This is a genomic window from Streptomyces sp. CNS606, assembly GCF_000426325.1.
Map to the genome: position 1 here is coordinate 55,208 of NZ_AUFD01000005.1, position 23,439 is coordinate 78,646.

Sequence of the window (23,439 nt, forward strand, 5' to 3'; positions counted from 1 at the left end):
TGGAGGCATGATCGACGATGCCCTGGTGTCCGGAGCCGAAGAGGCGGTACGCGAAGCGGTGGCGGAGGAGGTCATGCCGCGGTGGCGCCGGCTCGCCACGCACGAGGTGCTGGAGAAGAGCGGCCCGCACGACCTGGTGACCATCGCCGACCGGAAGGCGGAGGAGCACCTCACCCGCGCCCTCACCGCCCTGTTGCCCGGCTCGGTGGTCGTCGGCGAGGAAGCCGTCCACGACGACCCCGTGCGGTACGAGGCGCTGCGCGGCCCCGACCCGGTGTGGATCATCGACCCGGTCGACGGCACCCGGCAGTTCGTGCGCGGCGAGGACGGCTTCTGCACCCTGCTCGCCCTCGCCCAGCACGGCGAACTGCTCGCGTCCTGGACGTACGTGCCCGCCCGCGGTGACATGGCCATCGCGCGCCGCCGCGGCGGCGCGCTGCTCAACGGCGAAGCCATGACGGCCGGTTCGCCCGCGCCGGGAGCAGTCCTCGAAGTCGCCACCTCGCACCCGGACTTCACCACCGAGGACCAGAAGCGCGCCCTGCTCGGGCTGCGCACGGACGGCGTCGCGCCGCGGCCGTGCGGGTCGGCCGGCCTGGAGTACCTGCGGGTGGCGGGTGGCGAGCTGGACGCCGTCGCCTTCTCCTGGGAGAGCGCCTGGGACCACGCGGCGGGCCTGCTGCTGGTGGCGGAGGCCGGCGGCGCGAGCAGCACGATCGCTGGGGACTCTTTCACACTCGCCGGGAACAACGCGCTTCCCTTCACCGCGGCGCGCGACGCGACGACCGCACGGCGTATCGTCGAGCTGCTGCAGACCGGCAGCTGACGCACAGGGGCGAGGGGAGAGCCGAAATGCCGTCGATCCGGGACGCGGTGGTGGTGGGTGCCGGCCCCAACGGACTGACCGCGGCGGTGGAGCTGGCCCGTCGGGGCTTCTCCGTGGAGCTGTTCGAGGCGCTGGACACCGTCGGTGGAGGCGCGCGCACCGAGGAGCTGACGCTTCCGGGCTTCCGGCACGACCCCTGCTCGGCCGTGCATCCGCTCGGTGTCAACTCCCCGGCCTTCCGCGACATGCCGCTCGCCCGACACGGCCTGGAGTGGCTGGAGTCCGAGCTGGCGATGGCGCACCCCTTCCCGGACGGCACGGCTGCGGTGCTGGCCCGTTCGGTGGGGGAGACCGCCGCGTCCCTGGGCAGCCGCGACGCGGGCGCGTACCGCAGGCTGGTCGCACCGCTGCTGCCCCGCTGGGACACCCTCGCCGCCGACTTCCTCGGCCTCGGCTCGGCCCTCAACGGACGTCTGCCGAGCGCCCCGTTCGGTCTCGCCCGCTTCGGCATGGCCGGGCTGCAGCCGGCGGCCTGGCTGAGCCGCCGCTTCCGCGACGAGAAGGCCCGTGCCCTGGTGGCCGGCATGGCCGGGCACGTCATCGCGCCCACGACCACGTTCGCGACCGGTGGCATCGCGCTGGTGTTCGCCCTGGCCGCGCACGCCCGCGGCTGGCCCGTCCCGCGTGGGGGTTCGCAGTCCGTCTCCGACGCCCTCGCCGCCTACCTGCGGGAGCTGGGCGGCGTGATCCACACCGGCTCCGAGGTGAAGCGGCTGGACGAGTTGCCGCCCGCGCGCGCGTACGTCTTCGACACCTCGCCGACCGCCCTGGCCCGCATCGCCGGTCTGGGCCACGCCTACGCCGGCTACACGTACGGAGCCGGCACGTTCAAGATCGACTACGCACTGGACGGCCCGGTCCCGTGGACCTCTCCCGAGGCCCGCCGCGCCACCACCGTGCACGTCGGGCACACCGCCGGGACGATCGACGACGCGCTGCGGCGCGCCATGCGGGGCCAGGACCCGGAGCGGCCCTTCCTGATCACCGCCCAGCCCGGCCTCGTCGACCCGTCACGCGCGCCGGAGGGCCGGCAGGTCTTCTGGGTCTACGGCCACGTCCCGAACGGCTGGGACGGCGACGCCACCAAGGTCGTCGAGGAGCAGCTGGAGCGCTTCGCCCCCGGCTTCCGCGACCGGGTCCTCGCCCGTGCCACGGCCGGTCCGCCGGAACTCGCCGCGCGCAACGCGAACTACGTCGGCGGCGACATCGCGTGCGGCTCGGCGGCGGGCCTGCAGCTGCTGCTGCGGCCGAAGCTCGCGCGCGTCCCGTACGCCACCGCGCATCCGGCCGTCTACCTCTGCTCCTCCGCCACCCCGCCGGGACCCGGCGTCCACGGCATGTCCGGTCACCACGCCGCCCGGGCCGTCTGGCGTCGTCTGGCGCTCGGTCGCTGAGAACCGCCCCCGTATCCCGGCCCGGCCCGCACAGCCGCCTCGGCCGCGTCCTCCCGCGGGGCGAGAGGCTGCCACCCGGCGGTGTGCGGGGGTCCCGGGGGCGAGGATCAGGCCACGCAGCCGCGCGGGATGAACGCCCAGGCGATGCCGCCGGCGAAGCGCTCGCCGTGCCACTTGGCCATCACCCACTGGCGGTCCTTCGTGGTGTAGCGGACGTCGATCTGTGCCCCGGCCGGGACCGTGCCGAGGACGTGGCGCGGGGCGGCGGCGCCCGAACCGTACGCGGCGGCCGCGCCGATGTTGCCGTAGACGGTGCAGGCGGCGGTGGAATGGGTGACCTTCAGCCCGCCGCCCTTGTTGGTGCTCCAGACGCCGTACGGACTGCACAGGTGGTCGACCGCGTTCTCCTGGCAGAAGACCCGCTCGGAGTGCCACCAGCGCAGCTGGTCCGGGGTGCCGTCGCCGTGGCTGGAGCCGACCACGTTCGGGCCGCCCGCGCAGCTGCCGGACATGAAGCCGCTGCGCTTGATGGCGAACTTGCTGGTGCCGTACGCGTAGGCGCAGCCGTCGAAGCTGCCGCCGGCGAAGCCCCACGGCCAGCGGTCGATGCCGGGGTTGCCCGCGCTGCCGTCGCCGGTGTCGCGGATGTCCATGTGGTCGGGGCCGGGCTTGATGCTGCCGTCCGCGAAGCGGAAGTCCTCCCCGAACAGGTAGCCGACCATCGGGCCGTTGGCCTTGTAGCTGAGCAGCACCCAGCCGGGTCCCATGCCGGTCTGCGCATGGCTGTCCTCGACGGCGCTCTGCACGCGGTTGACGCCGTAGCCCCACGCCCCGGCGGGGGAGGAGACCAGCAGCGTCAGCAGCGCGGCGAGCGCGAGCGCGACGAGGGGCGGGATCCACGGGGTGGGGCGGGCTCTTCGGGGCATGGGGACTCCTTGTCCGTGTCCGGGGGCCGTCACCTCGGCGACCCCCGGACACGGACTATCCAAGACATGTACGCGTCAAACTGGGGAGGATCCCGGTCCCGGCCCGTCCGAGGACCGAGCCTCAGGCGGCCTTCCCGCCGCGCGCGTCCGCCCGCACCAGGTCGCGCGTCGCCCCCGGTTCGACGCCCAGGCGCTCGAAGAGCTCACGGGTGAGCCGGTCGTCGGAGCGAAGCAGCCCCATCACGATGTGCGCGATGCCGATGTGCTTGTCCTCCGCCGTGATCGCCTCGCGCAGCGACAGCTCCAGCGCCTTCTTGGCGCGCGGCGTGAAGGCGATGTGCCCTGCGGCGTCCGCCGGACGCCCGCGGCGCCGGGTCCGGCCGAGGAGGAAGCCCCGCCGCGGCCGTCCTCCGATCGGATCGGCGGGCCGGTCCAGTGCTCCCTTCCCGAACGCCGCGTCCGTGTGCCGCCGGACGGCCTCCAGGTCGATGCCGAGCGTCCGCAGCGCGTCCGCGTCCTCGGGGCCGAGCGCGTCCGCGTCGCGCACCACGAGTGCGCGCACGGCATGCCGGCACCTCTCGGCCGTCACGCCCATCCGGTTCAGCGTCGCCGCGCCGGGCTCCTGCGGGCGGCGCAGCACGGCGAGCAGCAGGTGCTCGGTGCCGATCCAGTCGTGGTCGAGGTCGCGTGCCTCTTCCTGGGCCCGTACGACCACCTCGCGGGCCTGCCGGGTGAACCTCTCGAACATCTGCCGCCTACCTCCCTGAGTGCTTCTTGTGCACGGCCTGCCTGCTGACGCCGAGGGCGGTCCCGATCTCCTCCCAGGACCAGCCCCGGGTGCGGGCGTTGTCCACCTGGAGCGCCTCCAGGCGCTCCACCAGTCGCCGCAGCGCGGCGACGGCCCGCAGGCCGACGCGCGGGTCGCGGTCGCCCGCGGCCTGTGCCGCGTCGAGCGCGCTGCGGGCCTCCTGCCCTTCGGGCGCGTTCCGCGCCTCCGTTCCCTCGGTCATGGTGTCAACGTAGGGTGACACGGCCTCATCTGTCAATGTCAGTTGACATGCCTGGTCGGCGGAGGGCGGTGCCGGATAGGGTCGGGGACGGCGCGACTGCCCGGTTCGAGAAGCAAGGGACGACACTCAATGGCTGCAACAGGGCGCGTGCTGATCGCTGCCGACAAGTTCAAGGGCTCCCTCACGGCCGTGCAGGTCGCCGAGCACGTCACCGCCGGACTGCGCCGGGCGCGGCCCGGCCTCGAAGTGGAGGCGCTCCCCGTGGCCGACGGAGGCGACGGCACCGTCGCCGCGGCCGTCGCGGGCGGCTTCGCGTGGCGCGAGGTCCGCGTGACCGGGCCGCTCGGCACCCCGGTCACGGCCGCGTACGCGCTGCGCGACGGCACCGCCGTGGTGGAGATGGCCGAGGCGTCCGGCCTGCAACGGCTGCCCGACGGCGTCCTCGCGCCGCTGACCGCCACCACGTACGGCACCGGCGAGATGCTGCTCGCGGCGATCGAGGCCGGTGCGCGGACCGTCGTTCTCGGCGTCGGCGGCTCCGCCACCACGGACGGCGGCGCGGGCATGCTCGAAGCCCTGGGGGCCCGCTTCCTCGACCTGGACGGCGACCCGCTCCCGCACGGCGGCGGGCCGCTGCGGGAACTGGACACCGCCGACCTGTCCCGCCTCGACCCGCGGCTGCGGGACGTCGAGGTGGTGCTCGCCGGTGACGTCGACAACCCGCTCACCGGCCCCGAGGGCGCGGCCGCCGTCTACGGGCCGCAGAAGGGCGCCTCGGAGACCGACGTGGCGGCGCTCGACGCGGGACTGGCCCACCTCGCGCAGGTGCTGGCGGAGGCGGCCGGACCGGAAGCGGGCCCAGACGTCACCGCCGCGGCCCGGGCCCCCGGCGCGGGCGCGGCCGGCGGCATCGGCTTCGCCGCGCTGGTCGGCCTGGGCGCCGCCTTCCGCCCCGGCATCGAGGTCCTGCTGGACGTGCTGGGCTTCGCGCCCGCCCTGGAGCGGGCCGACCTGGTGATCACGGGCGAGGGGTCGCTGGACGCGCAGACCCTGCACGGGAAGGCCCCGGCCGGGGTCGCGGCGGCGGCGCGGGCGGCGGGGAAGCCCGTGGTCGCCGTGTGCGGGCGTCTGGCGATCGACGACGCGGCGCTGCGCGGCGCCGGCATCGAGGCGGCGTACCCGCTCACCGCCCTGGAGCCCGACCCGGCCCGCTGCATGGCGGAGGCGGGCCCCCTGCTCGAACGCGCCGCGGAACGCCTGGCCGCCGACCACCTGTAGGACGTCCGGTCCGCGCCGGGCGCTTCGACATCATGGGCGCTCGGCACCGGAGCCCCTTCCGGCGCGGGAACGCCGCACCGCGACCTCCGCCCGGCGCGACCGCAGCTCCGGGCGGGCACCGCGACGGCGAGCCGGTCCTCGGGTGTGGGCCCGGCGGGTATGTCGCGGCGCGCACCCAGCCGCCCGGGACGTCGGCGCCGGCCCGGCGCCGACCGGCGGTGTCGACGGCGGCAGTCGGGGCCGTCCGGGAGGCCGGAGGCTGGACGACGGCCGCACCCGCCCCACAGCGCCGTGGACAGCGCGAGGGCCCGGGGCTGTGAGCCCCGGGCCCTCGCGGCGCGTGTGTGCCGGCGCGTCCCGAACCGGACAGGCCCTAATTCTGCGCGGCGGCCCGCGCCTCGCGCCGGTTGTCGCGGAAGGCATGCACCCGCCGGGCGGTCGCGAACAGCGGGATCACCGCGCCGAGCACGACCTGGAGGGCGCAGCCGGTCTGGAGCAGCAGCTCGCCTCCCGGGGCGTCGAACGCCCACGCGGCCAGCAGGCCCATGCTGAGCACGATCCAGCTGAGCATCGCCACGGCGAGGCGCCCCCGCGGCTTCGGGTACTCCACGCGGCTCACCATCAGCCACGCCACGCCGAAGATGGCCAGCAGCGTCGGGATGAACGGCAGCCCGAGCAGCACGATGGACACCACCGTCAGCGCCCCGAAGGGGCTGGGCATGCCCTGGAAGATGCCGTCCCGCAGGGTGACGCAGGAGAAGCGGGCGAGCCGCAGTACGACGGCCAGCATCACCACGACCGCGGCCACCACGGAGACCCGTTGGTGCGCGTCGGAGGCGACCATGCCCCAGACGGCGACGAAGTAGGCGGGGGCCAGGCCGAAGCTGATCAGGTCGGAGAGGTTGTCCAGCTCCGCACCCATCGGCGAGCTGCGCAGCTTCCGCGCGACGAGGCCGTCGAAGAGGTCGAAGACCGAGGCCAGCAGCATCAGGATGACGGCGGTCGCGGCCGAGTGGCGGGCCATCCCGCCGTCGTCGTTCCCCATCAGGTGGGGGATGAGCACGCCGGTGGTGGTGAAGTACACCGCGAGGAAGCCGCAGGTGGCGTTCCCCAGCGTCAGCGTGTCCGCTATCGACAGCCGCATCGACAGCGGCATCTCGTCGTCGTCGGCCTCGGGCACCCAGGCGGCCTGGGTGTCGGGATCAATCACGGTCAAGACGTGTCACCCCCGCGGTAGTCGCCTGGCCCACCTCGACGGCGGGCTCGATGCCCTCCGGGAGGTAGACGTCCACCCGCGAACCGAAGCGGATGAGACCGATGCGCTCGCCCTGCTCCACCTTCGTGCCCTCCGGCACGTAGGGGATGATGCGGCGCGCGACCGTGCCGGCGATCTGGATCATCTCGATGTCGCCGATCTCGGTGTCGAAGTGCCAGACGACGCGCTCGTTGTGTTCGCTCTCCTTGTTGAACGCCGGGACGAAGCCGCCGGGTACGTGCTCCACGGAGGTCACCGTGCCGGCCAGTGGTGCACGGTTCACGTGCACGTTGAGCGGGCTCATGAAGATCGCCACTCTGGTGCGGCCGTCCTTCCACGGCATGATGCTCTGCACCACGCCGTCGGCCGGGGAGATCACCCTGCCCTGGGTGATCTCGCGCTCCGGGTCGCGGAAGAACCACAGCATTCCGGCGGCGAGCGCGGTGGCCGGCACGGCGACCGCGCGGGCCCGGCCGGAGCGGCGGGAGCGGAGGAGGCTGACCGCCGCGGTGGCGACGGTCGGCAGGAGCCACGGCGACGCTCCGCGCGCGAGGCGGACTCGACCGCTGGGTGCAGAGGACTGGCTGTGGGGCATGGAAGACCTTCGTAGCTTCTCTAGGTGCCGCGTTCGGTTCGGGGGACGGCGGCTTTCCGGGATGCTACCGGTTACTGGGGGCAACTGGGCAAGCCAGAGCGCCAGTCGGAGCCGGAACCCCTGGTCCGGATACTTCCCCGGGCGTGCCGGACGCACACCCGGGCGTACCCGGACCAGCGGCTCCGTGGACGCGTCAGCCCTGGAGGCGGTACTCCTCCAGCAGCCGGCGTCCGACGATCATCTTCTGGATCTCGGCGGTTCCTTCACCGATCAGGAGCATCGGCGCCTCCCGGTACAGGCGCTCGATCTCGTACTCCTTGGAGAAACCGTACCCGCCATGGATGCGGAAAGCGTCCTCCACGACCTCCTTGCAGTACTCCGAGGCGAGATATTTGGCCATCCCCGCCTCCAGGTCGTTGCGTTCGCCGGAGTCCTTCCTGCGCGCCGCGCCGACCATGAGGGCGTGTGCCGCCTCCACCTTCGTGCCCATTTCGGCAAGTTTGAACTGAATGGCCTGGTGCTGGGCGATCGGCTTGCCGAAGGTGTGCCGCTGCTGCGCGTAGTCGATGCCCAGCTCGAAGGCACGCTGGGCGACCCCGCAGCCACGCGCGGCGACGTTGACGCGGCCGACCTCGACGCCGTCCATCATCTGGTAGAAGCCGCGCCCGGTCTGCCCGCCCAGTACACGATCGGCCGGAATGCGCAGGCCATCCATGATCAACTCGGTGGTGTCGACCCCCTTGTAGCCCATCTTGTCGATCTTGCCCGGGATGGTCAGCCCCGGACGGACCTCGCCGAAGCCGGGCTCCTTCTCCACCAGGAACGTCGTCATCGACCGGTGCGGCGCCGTCCCCTCCGGGTGGCCCTCGTCGGTCCGGCACAGCACCGCGACCAGGGTCGACGAGCCGCCGTTGGTCAGCCACATCTTCTGGCCGGTCAGCACGTAGTCCTCGCCGTCGCGGACCCCCTTGGAGGAGATCGCCGAGACGTCGGAGCCCAGCCCGGGTTCCGACATGGAGAAGGCGCCGCGGACCTCGCCGGTGGCCATCTTCGGCAGGAAGTGGTCCTTCTGCTCCCGGGTGCCGTGCTGCTTGAGCATGTACGCCACGATGAAGTGAGTGTTGATGATGCCGGAGACGCTCATCCAGCCGCGCGCGATCTCCTCCACGCACAGCGCGTAGGTCAGCAGCGACTCGCCGAGCCCGCCGTACTCCTCGGGGATCATCAGGCCGAAGACGCCCAGGTCCTTGAGGCCCTCGACGATCTCGGTCGGGTACTCGTCCCGGTGCTCCAGTTCGGTGGCGACCGGGAGGATCTCCTTGTCGACAAAACCACGGACGGTGGAGACGATCTCCCGTTGGACGTCCGTCAGGCCCTCGGTCTGTGCGAGCCGTCCCATGTCACTTCGCCCCCTTCGGTGCCGGCTCCCGCAGTTCGGGACGTCCGGGCTGTTCGCCGCCGCGCGCCTCGACGTAGGTCGCGGTCGGCACCATCACCTTGCGGCGGAAGGTGCAGACCAGTGTGCCGTCCTGGTTGTGGCCCCTCGTCTCCACGTGCACGATGCCGCGGTCGCTCTTCGACCTCGACGGCGTCTTGTCCAGCACGGTCGTCTCGCCGTAGAGCGTGTCGCCGTGGAACGTCGGCGCGACGTGCCGGAGCGACTCGATCTCCAGGTTGGCGATCGCCTTGCCCGAGACGTCCGGCACGGACATGCCCAGCAGCAGCGAGTAGACGTAGTTGCCGACGACGACGTTCCGGCCGAAGTCGGTGGTCCGCTCCGCGTAGTGGGCGTCCATGTGGAGCGGGTGGTGGTTCATGGTCAGCAGGCAGAAGAGGTGGTCGTCGTACTCGGTGACCGTCTTCCCCGGCCAGTGCTTGTAGACGTCGCCGACCTCGAACTCCTCGTAGGTGCGCCCGAACTGCATGATCAGGCCTCCGGAGGCTGGAAGGCGGACGTACGGGTCATGCCGGCGGCGCGGCCCTTGCCCGCGACGACCAGCGCCATCTTCCGGCTGGCCTCGTCGATCATCTCGTCGCCGAGCATCGCCGAGCCCTTCTTGCCGCCCTCCTCGGAGGTGAACCACTCGTAGGCGTCGAGGATCAGCTCTGCATGGTCGTAGTCGTCCTGGGACGGGGAGAAGATCTCGTTCGACGCCTCCACCTGGCCCGGGTGCAGCACCCACTTGCCGTCGAAGCCCAGGGCCGCCGCACGGCCGGCGACCTCGCGGTAGCCGTCGACGTTCTTGATCTGGAGGTAGGGGCCGTCGATCGCCTGGAGGTCGTTGGCGCGCGCCGCCATCAGGATGCGCATCAGGATGTAGTGGTAGGCGTCGGCCGGGTAGCCGGGCGGCTGCTCGCCCACCACGAGGGACTTCATGTTGATGGACGCCATGAAGTCAGCCGGGCCGAAGATGATCGTCTCCAGCCGTGACGAGGCGGCCGCGATCTCGTCGACGTTCACCAGACCGCGCGCGTTCTCGATCTGCGCCTCGATGCCGATGCGGCCGACTTCCAGGCCGACGGTCCTCTCGATCTGGGTGAGCAGCATGTCCAGCGCCTGCACCTGCTGAGCGTCCTGCACCTTGGGCAGCATGATGCAGTCCAGGTGCGCGCCGGCGCCCTCGACGACCGTGATGACGTCCCGGTAGGTCCAGTGCGTCGTCCAGTCGTTGACCCGCACCACCCGGGTCTTCCCCGTCCAGTCGCCCTCGTTGAGGAATTTCACGATCGTGTGCCGTGCGTCCGGCTTCGCCAGGGGCGCGCAGGCGTCCTCCAGGTCGAGGAAGACCTGGTCGGCGGGGAGGCCCTGGGCCTTCTCCAGGAAGCGCGGGTTGGAGCCCGGCACCGCGAGGCAGGAGCGGCGCGGGCGGAGCGGCTTCGCAGCGGTCTCCGGGGGACCGGCGGGGGCTGTCATGCGGGAACCTCCAGTGGTTCGAGCGTGTTCGCGGACCGGATCTCGTCGACGATACGGCCGATGATCTCCGTGATCCCGAAGTCCTTGGGTGTGAAGACGGCGGCCACTCCGGCGGCCTTCAGAGCGGCGGCGTCGGCCGAGGGGATGATGCCGCCGACGACCACCGGGACGTCGTCGGCGCCGGCCTCGCGCAGCCGCCGGAGCACGTCCGGCACCAGCTCGGCGTGCGAGCCGGAGAGGATGGACAGGCCGACGCAGTGCACGTCCTCGGCGACCGCGGCGGAGACGATCTGCTCCGGGGTGAGCCGGATGCCCTGGTAGACCACCTCGAAGCCGGCGTCCCGGGCGCGTACGGCGATCTGCTCGGCGCCGTTGCTGTGGCCGTCCAGCCCCGGCTTGCCGACCAGCAGCCGCAGCCGCCCGCCGCCCAGGTCGTCGGCCGTGCGGCTCACCCGGCGACGCACCTCGGCGAGCGTCGAGCCCTCCTCGGCGGTGACCGCCACCGGGGCGCCGGACACGCCGGTGGGGGCGCGGAACTCGCCGAAGACCTCGCGCAGCGCGCCGGCCCACTCGCCGGTGGTCACCCCGGCGCGGGCGCACTCCAGGGTCGCCTCCATCAGGTTGGCGTCCGTGGTGGCGGCCTTCTTGAGCAGCTCCAGCGCCTTCGCCGACGGCGGCCCCACGTTCCCCCTCGGCCCGGGGGCCCGGGAGGTGCCCCCAGGCTCGTCCCGCGTCCGCCGCCAGTCCTCGACCGCCTGGACGGTGCGGGCCTCGGTCGCCGGGTCGATGGTGAGGATCGCGGCGTCCAGGTCCGCCGTGAGCGGGGAGGGTTCGGTTCCCTCGTAGCAGTTGACGCCGACGATCCGCTCCTCACCGGACTCGATCTTCGCCCGCCGCTCCGCGTGGGAGGAGACCAGCTGCGACTTCAGGTAGCCGGACTCCACGGCCGCCATCACGCCGCCCATCTCCTCGATGCGCTCCATCTCGGTCAGCGCGTCGGAGACCAGCGACTCCACCTTCGCCTCGACGACGTGCGAACCGGCGAACAGGTCGTCGTACTCCAGCAGGTCGCTCTCGTGGGCGAGGACCTGCTGGATGCGCAGCGACCACTGCTGGTCCCAGGGCCGGGGGAGCCCCAGCGCCTCGTTCCAGGCGGGCAGCTGCACGGCCCGTGCGCGGGCGTCCTTGGAGAGCGTGACGGCGAGCATCTCCAGCACGATCCGCTGCACGTTGTTCTCCGGCTGCGCCTCGGTCAGGCCGAGCGAGTTGACCTGCACGCCGTACCGGAAGCGGCGCTGCTTGGGGTCCTCGATGCCGTACCGCTCGCGGGTGATGCGGTCCCACAGTCGGGTGAAGGCCCGCATCTTGCACATCTCCTCGACGAACCGGACGCCCGCGTTGACGAAGAAGGAGATGCGGCCGACGACGTCCCCGAACCGTTCGGCCGGGATCTGACCGGAGTCGCGCACCGAGTCCAGCACGGCGACCGCGGTGCTCAGCGCGTACGCGACCTCCTGCACCGGCGTGGCCCCGGCCTCCTGCAGGTGGTAGCTGCAGATGTTGATCGGGTTCCACTTCGGCAGGTGGTTGACCGTGTACGCGATCATGTCCGTCGTCAGCCGCAGGCTCGGCACCGGCGGGAACACGTGCGTCCCGCGGGACAGGTACTCCTTGACGATGTCGTTCTGCGTCGTGCCGGACAGTTTCGAGACGTCCGCGCCCTGTTCCTCCGCGACCACCTGGTAGAGCGCCAGCAGCCACATGGCGGTGGCGTTGATGGTCATGGAGGTGTTCATCTGCTCCAGCGGGATGTCCTGGAACAGCCGCCGCATGTCACCGACGTGGGAGACCGGTACGCCGACCCGGCCCACCTCCCCGCGGGCCAGGACGTGGTCCGGGTCGTAGCCGGTCTGCGTCGGCAGGTCGAACGCCACCGACAGGCCGGTCTGTCCCTTGTCCAGGTTGCGGCGGTACAGCTCGTTGGACGCCTCCGCCGTGGAGTGGCCGGCGTAGGTGCGCATCAGCCACGGCCGGTCCTTCTTCCGCTCCGTCATGTGCGGACCTCCGTCACACGTTCCGGCTGCGGCCGTCGGTTCGCCCGCCTTCGGCGTCGCGGAACAGATTGATGGCCTCTTCGTGCCGTGCCCGCTTCTCCTGGTCGCGGACGCCCATGCCCTCCTCGGGTGCCAGGCAGAGCACGCCGACCTTGCCCTGGTGCAGGTTCTTGTGCACGTCGTACGCGGCCTGGCCGGTGTCCTCCAGCGCGTAGCTCCGGGAGAGTGTGGGGTGGATCTTCCCCTTGGCGATCAGCCGGTTGGCCTCCCACGCCTCCCGGTAGTTGGCGAAGTGCGAACCGACGATCCGCTTCAGCGACATCCACAGGTAGCGGTTGTCGTAGGTGTGCTCGTAACCCGAGGTGGAGGCGCAGGTGACGATCGTGCCGCCCTTGCGCGTGACGTAGACGCTCGCGCCGAACGTCTCCCGGCCCGGGTGTTCGAAGACGATGTCCACGTCCTCCCCGCCGGTGAGTTCGCGGATGCGCTTGCCGAAGCGCTTCCACTCGCGCGGGTCCTGGTGGTGCTCGTCCTTCCAGAACCGGTAGCCCTCCGCCTTGCGGTCGATGATCGCCTCGGCGCCCATCTTCCGGCAGATCTCGGCCTTGTCCTCGCTGGAGACGACGCAGATCGGGTTGGCGCCGCCGGCGAGCGCGAACTGGGTGGCGTAGGAGCCCAGACCGCCGCTCGCGCCCCAGATCAGCACGTTGTCGCCCTGCTTCATCCCCGCGCCGTTCTGCGAGACCAGCTGGCGGTAGGCGGTGGAGTTGACCAGGCCCGGCGCGGCGGCCTCCTCCCAGGAGAGGTGGTCCGGCTTGGGCATCAGCTGGTTCGTCTTGACCAGGGCGATCTCGGCCAGTCCGCCGAAGTTGGTCTCGAACCCCCAGATGCGCTGCTCGGGGTCGAGCATCGTGTCGTTGTGGCCGTCCGCGCTCTCCAGCTCGACGGAGAGGCAGTGGGCGACGACCTCGTCGCCGGGGTGCCACTTGTTGACCCCGGGGCCGGTACGCAGCACGACGCCGGCCAGGTCGGAGCCGATGATGTGGTACGGCAGGTCGTGCCGCTCGGTCAGCGGCGACAGGCGCCCGTAGCGCTCGAGGAAGGCGAAGGTGGAGACCGGCTCGAAGATCGAGGTCCACACCGAGTTGTAGTTGACCGAGGACGCCATCACGGCGACCAGGGCCTCGCCCGGACCGAGCTCGGGAACGGGCACCTCGTCGAGGTGGAGGGACTTGCGGGGGTCCTTCTCCCCGCTGGGCAGCCCCTCGAACATCCCTTCGTCCTCCTTGTGCACGGTGACCGCGCGGTAGGACTCCGGGAGCTCGAGTGCGGCGAAGTCTTCGGGCGTCGAGTCGGATGCGAGGATCGCGTCGAGGATCTTGTTCACGGTAATGCCTCCGGCGAAGCGCGTAACGGGAGAACGCTCGAGGGAACGTCGGTGCTGAGGCAGTGCCGTCGGTTCGGCGGATGTTCGGCGGTGCGCCGTGGTGGGCGCGGGGGTGCCTGTGACGCAGGCGTCCGGGAGCGCGTGGCGGGTGCGCCGTACGGGACAGCGCGCCCGGACCCCTTCACCGTATGACACCCAGTGCCAGCACACAAGGCACTAGGTGCCATGATTTTCTCTCACGTGTCACCTCCGGGGCACACCTGAGCGGGCTCTGGGCCGTGCGCCGGAATGTGTCCCCGGTCCCGGCCTCTCCCGAAACCGGGGGCCGTCCGCAGGGGGAGCCGTGGGGAGCGGAGGACTCAGCGGCGGTCGCGCAGCGCCGCCTCGATCGACGTCATGATCTCCGCCGGCGATGCGTCCGTTCGGGCGACGGTGACCAGCACGTCGCCCCGCCCCGGGCCTCCGGCCGCGGGCCGCACCGTCGCCGCCGGGCGGTCCGCCGCGAACCCGGTGCCGAACGTCCGCCGGACGATCGCGAAGGCGTGGTCCAGTTGCGCCTCCACGTCTCCCACGGCCCCGCCCCGCAGCCACCGCCGCAGTACGTGGTTGTGCGCGGTGACGACGGCCGACGCCGCGACCTCGGCCAGCAGCGGCTCGTCGAAACTCGTCGCGCCGTCCCCCGCGTCGCGGTGCGCCGCCTCGTCGAAGTGGCCGAGCAGGTAGCGCGTGAACAGCCGCTCGTACCGCGCCACGGAGGCGATCTCCCGTTCGCGCAGCGCGGGCACCTCGCGCGTCAGCTTGTACCGCTCGACGCTCCCCTGCGGGGAGGCCGCGTACATCTTCATGACCTCCTTGATGCCGCGGCACACCGTGTCCAGCGGGTGCTCGTGCGCCGGCGCGGCCTCCAGCACCGCCTGCGCCCGCACCAGGGTGTCGTCGTGGTCCGGGAAGATCGCCTCTTCCTTGGAGCGGAAGTGCCGGAAGAAAGTCCGCCGGGCGACCCCGGCCGTGGCGGCGATCTCGTCGACGGTCGTCGCCTCGTATCCCTTGGTCGCGAACAGCTCCATCGCCGCTGCGGCGAGTTCACGTCGGATCTTCAGCCGCTGTGTCGACGCGGCGGGGGTGCGGGCGGGCTTCACGGACTCCGGCATGTGGTGCACGTTACACCGTGTGACCTGCGCGGAAGGCGGGCCTCCCGGGGGTTCCAGGAGGCCGCCCCAGCCCGGGCTCACCGTGACGCGTACTCACGGAAGCCGCGGCCGGACTTCCGCCCCAGGCAGCCCGCCGCGACCAGGTGCTCCAGCAGCGGCGCGGGTGCCAGCCCCGGGTCGCGGAACTCGTCGTGCAGCACCCGCTCGATGGCGAGCGAGACGTCCAGCCCGACGACGTCCAGCAGTTCGAACGGTCCCATCGGGTAGCCGCCGCCCAGCCTCATCGCGGCGTCGATGTCGTCCAGCGACGCGTAGTGCTCCTCCAGCATCTTCACCGCGTTGTTCAGGTACGGGAACAGCAGGGCGTTCACGATGAAGCCCGCCCGGTCGCCGCAGTCGACGGGGTGCTTGCGCACCTTCGTGCACACCTCCCGCACGGTCGCGTGGACGTCGTCCGCGGTCAGGACGGTGCGCACGACCTCGACCAGCTTCATCGCCGGGGCCGGGTTGAAGAAGTGCATGCCGACCACGTCCTGCGGGCGTTCGGTGGCCCGTGCGCAGGCGACCACCGGCAGCGACGAGGTGGTCGTCGCCAGCACCGCCCCCGGCTTGCACACCTTGTCCAGGGCGCCGAACAGCTCCCGCTTGACGTCCAGGTCCTCGGCGACGGCCTCCACCGCCAGGTCCACGCCGGCGAGCGCGTCCAGCGTGCCGGCCGGGGTGATGCGGGCCAGCGCCGCGTCGCGGTCCGCCTCGCCGAGCCGCCCCTTGGACACCGAGCGCCCCAGGGACGTGGCGACCCGCGCCTTGGCCCGCTCCGCCTTCTCCTCGCTGCGGGCGGCGAGCACCGTCGGGTACCCGGCCTTGGCGAACACCTCGGCGATGCCGGCCGCCATGGTGCCGGACCCGATCACGCCGACGCCGTGCACCGGCCGGCCGGCGCCCTGACCCGCGCCGGGGTCGGGAGTACGGGCGTCCGGGACGACGGCGGCCGAGCCGGGGGCCTCGTAGGTGTAGAAGCCGGCGCCGGACTTGCGGCCCGTCAGGCCCGCGTCGCTCAGCTGGCGCAGGATCGGCGCCGGGGCGTGCAGGCGGTCGCGGGACTGCGCGTACATGGCGTCCAGCACGGTGCGGGCCGTGTCGATGCCGATCAGGTCCAGCAGCGCGAGCGGCCCCATGGGCAGGCCGCAGCCGAGCCGCATCGCTGCGTCGATGTCCTCGCGACCCGCGTAGTGCGACTCGTACATGGCCGCGGCCTGGTTGAGGTAGCCGAAGAGCAGGCCGTCCGCGACGAACCCGGGACGGTCGCCGACGGCGATCGGGTCCTTGCCCAGGTCCCGGGCGAGCTGGGTGACGGCGGCGACGGCCGCGGGGGACGTCAGCACCGAGGAGACCACCTCGACCAGCTTCATCGCCGGGGCCGGGTTGAAGAAGTGCAGCCCCAGGACGCGTTCGGGCCGGTCGGAGTCCGCCGCCAGCCGTGTCACGGACAGCGCGTTCGTACCGGTCGCCAGGATGGTGTCCGGCCGCACCACGGCATCCAGGGCGGCGAAGACCTGGCACTTGGTGTCGTAGTCCTCGGGCACGACCTCGATGACCAGGTCGGCCTGCGCGGCCGCCTGGAGGTCGGGGAAGGTGCGGAAGCGGGACAGCGCGTCGCGCCGCTCCTCCGCGGTCATGCGTCCGCGCTCGACGGCGCGCGCGGTGGAGGACTCCAGCGCGGCCGCCGCACGGCGGGCGGCCGCCTCGTCGGTGTCGATGCCGACGACCTCGCGGCCCGCGCGGGTCAGCACGTCGGAGATGCCGGTGCCCATGGTTCCCAGGCCGACGACGGCGATGGTGTGCAGAGATGGACGGTCCATGACGGACTCCCAGGTGACGACTGCTGAGGGTGCCGCCGCGCAGGAACGCGCGCGCAGCGGGGGAAGGGAGCCGGCGGCCCTGTCCCGGGGCCGCGCCGGCTGGAAGAAGGTTGCCGAACCGACTGCACTCTCGGCGGCTGCGTCACCAGGCCGCCTGAGCGGGGGTGCCGCTCTGATGAGCAGGCTAACTCGCCGGTAACAAGAACGCCAGAGGGGAACGGCAAAAACTTGGCACTGAGTGCCACCCGGATTCGGCCGGTTCCGGAGGGTTGCCGCGGGTGCCGCCGGTCAAGGCTTCCGGCAGGTCCGCCGGCCCCGGCCTGGACCGCACCGACCGGCGGGAGGAACGGCCGCAGTGACACGTCTCCGGGACGACGCCCCCTTCACCGACCTCGAACGGCGGGCCAGGGCGGAGGCGCGGGGGCCGGACGCGGCCGGCGAGTGCGAACGGCTGCTCCGGCTCGCCCGCGCGGCCGTGCCCGGCGCGCGAGCGGCGGGTACCGGGGCGGCCGGTACCGGGGCGGGCGAAGGGCCACCGGAGGCGGGCGACGCACTCGCTCGGGTCCTCGGCGAGACGGGACGCCCGCTGTGGGCGCTGGAGATCGCCGCCTTCGCCCTCGGCTGCGCACGGGACCGCCGGGCCTTCGAGACGCTCGTCTTCCTGCTCAACTACCGGGACCCGGTGCGCGGCGGCACCGCCGCCCACGCCCTGGTCCGGCTCGGCGACCCCAGGACCGCACGCGCCGCCGCCGCGCTCGCCACGAACGAGCTGCGCACCGCCTACGCGCTGCATCCGGTCCGGTTGCTGGTGGCACTGCGTGCCCCCGAGTCGGTCCCGACGCTGGTCGCGGTGCTGGACCGCCTGCTGGAGCTGCCGGATCCGCACGGGCCGGTGGCGCTGGCCTGTGTCGAGGGACTCGGCCGCATCGGTGACCCCCGTGCCCGGCCCGTCCTCGCTCGCGCCGCCGCGCAGCACCGCCTCCGGCCCGCCGCCGAAGCGGCTCTCGCCCGCACCGGCGGCTGAAGCGCCGTCCCCGTCGTCCGTCCGGGCGTCGTGCACGCAGGCGGCACCGGCCCGCGCCGGGCCCTGCACGGCTGCGCGAGAGGGGTGGGCGCGGCAGGGAAGCCGCCCGCCTCCCCCGGAGGCCCGTGCCGCCCGCCGGTCACCCGCCGGAGGCTAGTACGCGTTCCACTCGTGGCGCTGGTACTCCAGGACGGTGGGGTCCATGAGGGTGCTGGGGCGCACGTCCCGGGAACGGCGGTCGACGGGGAAGACCTCGGACGCCTGGAGCACCGCCTCGTCCAGAAAACGCAGTTCCGGTGCGTCCGGCGCCAGGCGCAACTCCGGCGCCTCGCCGTGCGCCTCGGCGGCCGGCCGGGCGAGCAGGAAGCCCCAGTTGCCGAAGCTCGGTACGTCCACGTTGTACGGCGTGGTGGCGAACCCGGCCGCCTGCAGCGTCTCGTCCACGGCCCAGAAGGTCTTCGGCGCGAAGAACGGCGAGCCGCCCTGCACCACCAGGTTGCCGTGCGGGGCGAGGGCCCGCGAGACCAGGCTGTAGAACTCCACCGAGTACAGCTTCGCCAGCGCCGCGGTGTCCGGGTCGGGGAAGTCGACGACGATCGCGTCGAACCGCTGACGCGCGTCCCGCAGCCAGTTGAAGGCGTCGGCGTTGACCGCCGTGACGCGCGGGTCGGACAGCGACCCGTCGTTGAGGCGGCGCAGCGGCTCGAAGTCGCGCGCCAGGCGCGTCATCGCGCGGTCGAGGTCGACCAGGGTGACCTTCTCCACGTCGTCGTACCGCAGCACCTCGCGCAGGGCGAGCGCGTCACCGCCGCCGAGCACCAGCACGGAGGAACGCTTCCCCGACAGCGCCGGGTGGACCAGCGCCTCGTGGTAGCGGTACTCGTCGACGGAGGAGAACTGCAGGTCGCCGTTGAGGAACAGCCGCATGTCGCCGTCGCCTGCGAGCGTCGGCGACTCGGTCACCACGATCTGTTGGTACGGCGTCCGTTCGGCGTGCACGACCGGGTCGCGGTAGAGCTGCTGCCGGGCCGTCACCTCGATGTCGTCGGCCAGCGCGTACGCGCCGCCGAGCACCGCCAGCACCGCGGCCATGCCGGCCAGCAGGCCCGTCTGCACCACCCGCCGGAGCTGTCTGCGGAAGATCCACAGCACGACCACCATGCCGGCCAGCGCGTTGACGCAGCCGACCACCAGGGCGCCCTTGATCTGCCCGAACGTCGGCAGCAGCAGCAGCGGGAAGCACAGACCGCCGATCAGCGCGCCGATGTAGTCCACGGCGAACATGTCGGCGACCGCACTGCCCGCCTCCTGCCTGCGGATGCGCTGCAGCAGCGTCATCAGCAGCGGGATCTCCGCGCCGATGAGCACGCCGACCACGAAGGCGATGACCACCACGCCCGGCGTGTAGATCCGCAGCCAGGCATAGGCGATGTACAGGATCAGCACCGAGAGCCCGCCGACGAGCGCCAGCAGGCCCTCGACCAGGGCGAAGGCGCCCGCGGCGCGCCGCCGCAGCGGCTTGGCCGCGAGCGAGCCCACGCCCATCGCGAAGACCATGACCGAGAGCACGATCGAGGTCTGGAGCACCGAGTTGCCGATGAGGTAGCTGCCCAGCGCGGTGAGCGCGAGCTCGTACACCAGCCCGCAGGCGGCGCAGAGGAACACCGCGAACAGCAGCAGGAAGCGCGGCAGGCGGGAGGTGGCGACGGGAGGTTGTGCGTTCACGGGCTTCGAATCGGTCGTACGGATCGGGCGGGGCCGGGTCTCGTGCGCGCGCGTCAGGTCAGCGCCGCGCCGATCATCAGGGCGGTCCCGAGATACATGGTCGCCTGCACCCACGCCGCCGGGTGCGGACGGCCGCCTTCGTCGTCGAACACCGTCGCGCCGAGCCTGCCGGGCGTGAGGACGGCGACCATGACGAACACCAGCGTCATCATCACGACGCCCGCGGCGCCGTACAGGAAGGTGCTGAACAGACCCTCGGCGAGACCCGCCTCGGACTCGCTGGCGCCTATCGCCTGCGCGATGACCCAGCCCAGGCCGAGCATCTGGCCGCCGAGCACCACGGCCGCGCCCTTGTTGCGGTCGGTCCACACCACGGCGGCCAGCTTGCCGGGCGTCAGCAGGTCGAGGACGACGAAGCCCGCCACCATGACGACGAAGCCCACCAGGCCGTACAGCAACGCGATACCGGCCGACTCGAAGATGAATCCCACTGTTCTGCTTTCCTTCCGGGTGTCCTACCGGGCGTTTACGGGTGGTGCGGGGTGGTGCGGGGATCTGCGTGCGGGGCGGTCGTGCGCCGCGCGGTCACTTGCCGAGGCCGGGGCCGCCGCCGCGGAAGCTGCCGCTGCCCGGGGCCGGCCACTTGCTGCGCACGTGGCTGCCCCAGCGGTCGTAGCCGTCGTCGTAGTCGTCGATGTCGATGACGCTGCCGGAACCGGAGGTCCGGGGGCTGATCGCGACCATGTCGTCCTCGTAGCGGAGGAACACCATGCCGTCGTCGCTCAGGCGGTCGGCGGCCGCGGTGTGCCCGTCGATCTCGTCGGCGACCTTCCGCGGGGCGTCGGAGGGGTCGACGTAGTCGCCCAGCTCGTACTCGTACGTGCTGGAGATCCACTGGTCCGGCACCTCGTTCGGGGCGCTGCTGGAGCAGCCCGTAGCGAGGATGCCGACGGCCGCCGCCATCGCCACCGAGGCCGGCGCGATCCGCTTCATCTCTTCTCCATCCGGGTGTGCGTGGCCACCACGTGGCCGGTCTGGGGGTACGTGTGCCAGGTGCGCCAGCCGACGCCGGGGCCCCGGTCCATCGCCAGCGCGGTGACCGCGTCGGCGTCGCCGGGGAAGACGCCGCACAGCGCGTCGGCCCGTCCCTGCGCCGTCGCACGCACCTCGGCGACGCGGCGCGCGAACTCCGTCTGCGGGTGGTGCTCGACGCGGGCGGTGAAGTGGTAGACCCAGCCGGGGAACTCCTCGGTCACGGTCTCCGGGAGTCGCCGCGAGCCGCCCGGCAGGCAGGCCACCGTCTCGCGCACCGGTCCGGCGAAGACCTGGTGCGAGGCGCCCAGCAGTCGCAGCTCCACCGTGAGTCCGGCGGTCGTCTCGACTTCGGTGACGGCGAGCGCGTCGTGCGCGGAGAGGCCCAGGGCGAAGGAGAGTTCGTCGGCGCTGGTGTCCAGATACGGTGCCGCGAGGGGTATGCCGGTCACGCGTCGCTGCCCTCGCGAGGTCTCGGTCCGGCCTCGGCTCCCATGACTGCGTGTCCCCGTTTCCCTGCTCGCGATGCGTCGCCGGCGGCGGGCGCTTCCCGGCGGACGTCGGGCGAGTATGGCACAGGCCACAGCGGACGGCGGTGTCGGGGGCGTGCACATGTGCGAGTGATACGGGGGCGGTTCGCGTGCGGGAGCGTGAACGGCGCGACCGCCGTTCCCTTCCGGGAGGGCGGCCGCGCCGGTCGCGGGGCCGGCCGGCGCGCAGGACGCCGGCCGGCCCCGGGTCAGCCGAAGGGCAGGTGCAGCACGGAGCGGTCGCCGGTGCCCAGGGTGCTGGAGCCGTTGCCGATGGCGTTCCACACCTCCACGCGCACCGTGCCGCCGTCCATGTCGCCGTGGGCCCCGCTCGACGACTTCAGCCCGCGGCCCTCGGTGTAGTGCTCGAAGCCGGGAGCCGGATCGGTGGCGAAGTAGTGGTAGGTCTCGCTGCGGTCCCAACTGCCGTCGCCGGTGCGGTCGTAGGAGATCCGGACCTGCTGGCCGTTGCCGACCGCCTCGCCCGCGTCCACGAACAGGTCGAACCGGGTCTCCCCGCCGTCGTAGCTCCCGTCCACGCCTTCGAGGGTGAACGTCTGCTGCCGGTGCGGGTTCCCGTCGTGGTTGCCGCCGCCCGCCGGGTCCAGGGTGACCGTGCCGGGGGAGGTCGTCCCGGAGTTCAGCCCGCCGTCGGCGCCCAGGTAGACGGTGGAGGCGTCACCGCCGGGAGGGTCCGTCGGGTCGCCGGGGTCGCCGCCGTCGCCGCCGCGGGTCCACACCGCGACGTAGTCGACCAGCATCGAGTGCCCCGGCTCGGTCGCCGCGGTCGGGGTGGCGTGACCGGCCACACCGTCCGGGAACGCGCCGCCCATCGCCACGTTCAGCAGGATGAAGTAGCCGGCGTGGCTGGTCATGTCCGACCAGGCCGACGCGCCGATCTGGCCCTCCGTCACGCTGTGGTACTCCTGCCCGTCCACGTACCAGCGCAGCTCCTCCTCGGCGCCGCTGCGGTCCCACTCGAAGCGGTAGGTGTGGAAGTCGGCCTGGCAGGCCGGACCCGGGCAGACCCGGCTGGCGCCGAGGCCGTTGGTCTCGTTGCACGGACCACCGGGGTTCACGCCGCAGTGCAGCACGCCCCACACGCGGTTCATCCCGTTGACGTTCTCCATCACGTCGAACTCGCCGATGGCAGGCCAGTTCCAGTAGTTCCCCCGGTACGGCGCGCCCAGGGCCCAGAAGGCGGGCCAGTACCCCAGGGCCTTCTCGCCCGTCACGTCCGGCATCCGCACGCGTCCCTCGATGCGCAGCGTGCCGCCCTCGGGCGCCTTGAAGTCGGCGCGCTTGGTCTCGATGCGGGCCGAGGTCCAGTTGCCCGCGCCGTCGCGCAGCGGCGTGATGCGCAGGTTGCCGCCGCCGTCCAGGGCGATGTTGTCGGTGGAGTCCGTGTAGTTCTGTATCTCGCCGGTGCCCCAGTTGGCCGGGCCGCCGGGGTAGCCGTGGCCGAGGTCCAGCTGCCAGTTCTGCGACGACGGAAGGGAGCCCGCGGCCCCGTCGAAGTCGTCGCTCCACGCCAGGTCCCAGCCGGGCGCGCCGGGGACGTCGCCCCGGGCGGGTTGTGCGCCGAACGCGGAGGCGAGCAGGGCGCAGACGAGGGCGACGGCGCCGAGCGCGGCGTACAGCGCGGCCCGGGGGCGGCCGGGCCCGGATCTTGCGGAGAGCGGTGGGGCGGTACTGCTGGTCGTGCTCATGAGGGAGCACCTCCTGCGGAGTGGGGGCCATGACGAACGTGAGAGCGCTCTCAGAGTCTTATAGATGGAGCCGGAGAACGCGTCAATGGCCCCGGCCTCGCCACTTCTTGAATGCGTGGGGCAACGATCCGTCGGCCGAGGGCGGCATCCTGGCGCCTCCTCAGCCGGGCGCGCGCACGTACCGCAGGTCGGTCAGGGTCCGGCCGCCCGCGTCGAAGTCCTCCCGCCCGCCGTCCGGGACGAACCCCGCCCGCTCGTAGAAGCGGCGCGCCCGGGCGTTCCCCTCCACCACCCACACGTACAGCCGCGGAGCCGCCGACCTCAGGGCGCGCTCGCGCGCCGCCGAGGTCAGCGCCCGGCCGACTCCCGTGCCGATCACGTCCGGTCGTGCGTACAGGGCGTAGAGCTCCGCGTCGGACGTACGCCGCTCACCGTCCCGGTACGGGCCGCCCGCCGCCCAGCCGACGATCTCGCCCTCGGGGTCCTCGGCGACCAGATCCCACAGACCGGGAGCGGGCGAGGCCAGACGTGCGCGGTGGCGGACGGCGTCCTCGGCCGCGTCCATCGCCGACAGGTGTGCCGGGGGCATCAGTCCCGCGTACGCGTACCGCCAGCCGGCGATCCGCAGGGCCGCCACCGCCCCGGCATCGGCCTGAGCCGTCTCCCGAATCCGCATCGCGCCATGGTCGCACCGCGCACGCCCCGCG

General features: G+C 72.5%; 22 protein-coding genes and 1 pseudogene. 4 read left to right on the forward strand and 19 right to left on the reverse strand.

The genetic code is table 11. The features are described 5' to 3' along the window. Positions 1–7 precede the first annotated feature (7 nt). Together K304_RS0100260 and K304_RS0100265 are read left to right on the forward strand one after the other, a co-directional pair. On the forward strand, positions 8–826 hold the full coding sequence (locus K304_RS0100260) for an inositol monophosphatase family protein (protein ID WP_027762091.1): 819 nt from the start codon (positions 8–10) through the stop codon (positions 824–826). A gap of 26 nt (positions 827–852) precedes the next feature. After that, the gene (locus tag K304_RS0100265) at positions 853–2,280 is read left to right on the forward strand and encodes a phytoene desaturase family protein (RefSeq protein WP_027762092.1); all 1,428 of its coding nucleotides are present in this window, start codon (positions 853–855) and stop codon (positions 2,278–2,280) included. Positions 2,281–2,387: 107 nt separating this feature from the next. On the opposite strand, the gene K304_RS0100270 is transcribed toward K304_RS0100265, so the two are convergent. The 4 genes and pseudogenes from K304_RS0100270 to K304_RS26550 all read right to left on the reverse strand — a co-directional run bounded on the left by K304_RS0100270 (position 2,388) and on the right by K304_RS26550 (position 4,216). Next, positions 2,388–3,206, reverse strand: coding sequence for a hypothetical protein (locus K304_RS0100270; protein WP_027762093.1), 819 nt, complete (start codon positions 3,204–3,206; stop codon positions 2,388–2,390). 121 nt (positions 3,207–3,327) lie between these two features. Then, a complete protein-coding gene (locus tag K304_RS0100275) occupies positions 3,328–3,801 on the reverse strand; it encodes a Clp protease N-terminal domain-containing protein (RefSeq protein ID WP_486591547.1) in 474 nt (157 codons plus the stop codon). Between the two features lie 6 nt (positions 3,802–3,807). Further along, positions 3,808–3,954, reverse strand: a pseudogene (locus K304_RS33825) (Clp protease N-terminal domain-containing protein); the annotation flags it as partial. Positions 3,955–3,961: 7 nt separating this feature from the next. Further along, positions 3,962–4,216 (reverse strand): hypothetical protein, encoded by a 255-nt coding sequence (locus K304_RS26550; protein ID WP_037788872.1) that lies wholly within the window; start codon positions 4,214–4,216, stop codon positions 3,962–3,964. Positions 4,217–4,345: 129 nt separating this feature from the next. Here K304_RS26550 and K304_RS0100285 point away from each other — a divergent pair, with 129 nt between their 5' ends. Further along, complete coding sequence (locus K304_RS0100285; RefSeq protein WP_037788876.1) at positions 4,346–5,494, forward strand: glycerate kinase family protein; 1,149 nt, start codon at positions 4,346–4,348, stop codon at positions 5,492–5,494. 373 nt (positions 5,495–5,867) lie between these two features. On the opposite strand, the gene pssA is transcribed toward K304_RS0100285, so the two are convergent. The 9 genes from pssA to K304_RS0100330 all read right to left on the reverse strand — a co-directional run bounded on the left by pssA (position 5,868) and on the right by K304_RS0100330 (position 16,712). Beyond that, positions 5,868–6,710 (reverse strand): CDP-diacylglycerol--serine O-phosphatidyltransferase, encoded by an 843-nt coding sequence (pssA, locus tag K304_RS0100290; protein ID WP_027762096.1) that lies wholly within the window; start codon positions 6,708–6,710, stop codon positions 5,868–5,870. Beyond that, the gene (locus tag K304_RS0100295; protein WP_027762097.1) at positions 6,697–7,344 is read right to left on the reverse strand and encodes a phosphatidylserine decarboxylase; all 648 of its coding nucleotides are present in this window, start codon (positions 7,342–7,344) and stop codon (positions 6,697–6,699) included. Before K304_RS0100295 ends, pssA begins: the two co-directional genes overlap by 14 nt. Before the next feature lie 193 nt (positions 7,345–7,537). Then, complete coding sequence (locus K304_RS0100300; protein ID WP_027762098.1) at positions 7,538–8,743, reverse strand: acyl-CoA dehydrogenase family protein; 1,206 nt, start codon at positions 8,741–8,743, stop codon at positions 7,538–7,540. 1 nt (position 8,744) lies between these two features. After that, on the reverse strand, positions 8,745–9,269 hold the full coding sequence (locus K304_RS0100305) for a MaoC family dehydratase (RefSeq protein WP_027762099.1): 525 nt from the start codon (positions 9,267–9,269) through the stop codon (positions 8,745–8,747). Between the two features lie 2 nt (positions 9,270–9,271). Beyond that, on the reverse strand, positions 9,272–10,258 hold the full coding sequence (locus K304_RS0100310) for an HpcH/HpaI aldolase/citrate lyase family protein (protein WP_027762100.1): 987 nt from the start codon (positions 10,256–10,258) through the stop codon (positions 9,272–9,274). Continuing rightward, on the reverse strand, positions 10,255–12,312 hold the full coding sequence (locus K304_RS0100315) for a protein meaA (RefSeq protein ID WP_027762101.1): 2,058 nt from the start codon (positions 12,310–12,312) through the stop codon (positions 10,255–10,257). The genes K304_RS0100310 and K304_RS0100315 overlap by 4 nt, the downstream gene beginning before the upstream one ends. A 13-nt stretch (positions 12,313–12,325) precedes the next feature. Next, complete coding sequence (ccrA, locus tag K304_RS0100320) at positions 12,326–13,699, reverse strand: crotonyl-CoA carboxylase/reductase (protein WP_027762102.1); 1,374 nt, start codon at positions 13,697–13,699, stop codon at positions 12,326–12,328. 359 nt (positions 13,700–14,058) lie between these two features. Beyond that, on the reverse strand, positions 14,059–14,850 hold the full coding sequence (locus K304_RS0100325; RefSeq protein ID WP_051307683.1) for a TetR family transcriptional regulator: 792 nt from the start codon (positions 14,848–14,850) through the stop codon (positions 14,059–14,061). Positions 14,851–14,927: 77 nt separating this feature from the next. Next, entirely contained in the window at positions 14,928–16,712 is a 1,785-nt protein-coding gene (locus K304_RS0100330) for a 3-hydroxybutyryl-CoA dehydrogenase (RefSeq protein WP_027762104.1), read from the reverse strand. Between the two features lie 355 nt (positions 16,713–17,067). Here K304_RS0100330 and K304_RS0100340 point away from each other — a divergent pair, with 355 nt between their 5' ends. Beyond that, entirely contained in the window at positions 17,068–17,736 is a 669-nt protein-coding gene (locus tag K304_RS0100340; RefSeq protein ID WP_027762105.1) for a hypothetical protein, read from the forward strand. 153 nt (positions 17,737–17,889) lie between these two features. Here the strand turns inward: K304_RS0100340 and K304_RS0100345 are convergent, their stop codons facing one another. The 6 genes from K304_RS0100345 to K304_RS0100370 all read right to left on the reverse strand — a co-directional run bounded on the left by K304_RS0100345 (position 17,890) and on the right by K304_RS0100370 (position 23,408). Next, on the reverse strand, positions 17,890–19,485 hold the full coding sequence (locus K304_RS0100345; protein WP_037788955.1) for a polyamine aminopropyltransferase: 1,596 nt from the start codon (positions 19,483–19,485) through the stop codon (positions 17,890–17,892). A gap of 29 nt (positions 19,486–19,514) precedes the next feature. Continuing rightward, a complete protein-coding gene (locus K304_RS0100350) occupies positions 19,515–19,952 on the reverse strand; it encodes a DUF350 domain-containing protein (protein ID WP_037788882.1) in 438 nt (145 codons plus the stop codon). A gap of 94 nt (positions 19,953–20,046) precedes the next feature. Further along, positions 20,047–20,454, reverse strand: a complete 408-nt coding sequence (locus K304_RS0100355) for a DUF4247 domain-containing protein (RefSeq protein ID WP_027762108.1) — start codon at positions 20,452–20,454, stop codon at positions 20,047–20,049. Then, positions 20,451–20,945 carry a DUF2617 family protein gene (locus K304_RS0100360; RefSeq protein WP_027762109.1) on the reverse strand — a complete coding sequence of 165 codons (495 nt, stop codon included), beginning with the start codon at positions 20,943–20,945 and terminating at the stop codon, positions 20,451–20,453. The genes K304_RS0100355 and K304_RS0100360 overlap by 4 nt, the downstream gene beginning before the upstream one ends. 287 nt (positions 20,946–21,232) lie before the next feature. Further along, positions 21,233–22,732 carry a glycoside hydrolase family 16 protein gene (locus K304_RS0100365; RefSeq protein WP_027762110.1) on the reverse strand — a complete coding sequence of 500 codons (1,500 nt, stop codon included), beginning with the start codon at positions 22,730–22,732 and terminating at the stop codon, positions 21,233–21,235. A 160-nt stretch (positions 22,733–22,892) separates the two neighbouring features. Then, on the reverse strand, positions 22,893–23,408 hold the full coding sequence (locus tag K304_RS0100370; RefSeq protein ID WP_037788885.1) for a GNAT family N-acetyltransferase: 516 nt from the start codon (positions 23,406–23,408) through the stop codon (positions 22,893–22,895). Positions 23,409–23,439: the final 31 nt, after the last annotated feature.

Bases quoted from the DNA above. Each gene is read 5' to 3' on its own strand.
- K304_RS0100260 (WP_027762091.1), top strand. From the start codon at position 8: ATGATCGACGATGCCCTGGTGTCCGGAGCCGAAGAGGCGGTACGCGAA.
- K304_RS0100265 (WP_027762092.1), top strand. From the start codon at position 853: ATGCCGTCGATCCGGGACGCGGTGGTGGTGGGTGCCGGCCCCAACGGA.
- K304_RS0100270 (WP_027762093.1), bottom strand. From the start codon at position 3,206: ATGCCCCGAAGAGCCCGCCCCACCCCGTGGATCCCGCCCCTCGTCGCG.
- K304_RS0100275 (WP_486591547.1), bottom strand. From the start codon at position 3,801: ATGGGCGTGACGGCCGAGAGGTGCCGGCATGCCGTGCGCGCACTCGTG.
- K304_RS26550 (WP_037788872.1), bottom strand. From the start codon at position 4,216: ATGACCGAGGGAACGGAGGCGCGGAACGCGCCCGAAGGGCAGGAGGCC.
- K304_RS0100285 (WP_037788876.1), top strand. From the start codon at position 4,346: ATGGCTGCAACAGGGCGCGTGCTGATCGCTGCCGACAAGTTCAAGGGC.
- K304_RS0100295 (WP_027762097.1), bottom strand. From the start codon at position 7,344: ATGCCCCACAGCCAGTCCTCTGCACCCAGCGGTCGAGTCCGCCTCGCG.
- K304_RS0100300 (WP_027762098.1), bottom strand. From the start codon at position 8,743: ATGGGACGGCTCGCACAGACCGAGGGCCTGACGGACGTCCAACGGGAG.
- K304_RS0100305 (WP_027762099.1), bottom strand. From the start codon at position 9,269: ATGCAGTTCGGGCGCACCTACGAGGAGTTCGAGGTCGGCGACGTCTAC.
- K304_RS0100310 (WP_027762100.1), bottom strand. From the start codon at position 10,258: ATGACAGCCCCCGCCGGTCCCCCGGAGACCGCTGCGAAGCCGCTCCGC.
- K304_RS0100315 (WP_027762101.1), bottom strand. From the start codon at position 12,312: ATGACGGAGCGGAAGAAGGACCGGCCGTGGCTGATGCGCACCTACGCC.
- K304_RS0100325 (WP_051307683.1), bottom strand. From the start codon at position 14,850: ATGCCGGAGTCCGTGAAGCCCGCCCGCACCCCCGCCGCGTCGACACAG.
- K304_RS0100330 (WP_027762104.1), bottom strand. From the start codon at position 16,712: ATGGACCGTCCATCTCTGCACACCATCGCCGTCGTCGGCCTGGGAACC.
- K304_RS0100355 (WP_027762108.1), bottom strand. From the start codon at position 20,454: ATGAAGCGGATCGCGCCGGCCTCGGTGGCGATGGCGGCGGCCGTCGGC.
- K304_RS0100365 (WP_027762110.1), bottom strand. From the start codon at position 22,732: ATGAGCACGACCAGCAGTACCGCCCCACCGCTCTCCGCAAGATCCGGG.
- K304_RS0100370 (WP_037788885.1), bottom strand. From the start codon at position 23,408: ATGCGGATTCGGGAGACGGCTCAGGCCGATGCCGGGGCGGTGGCGGCC.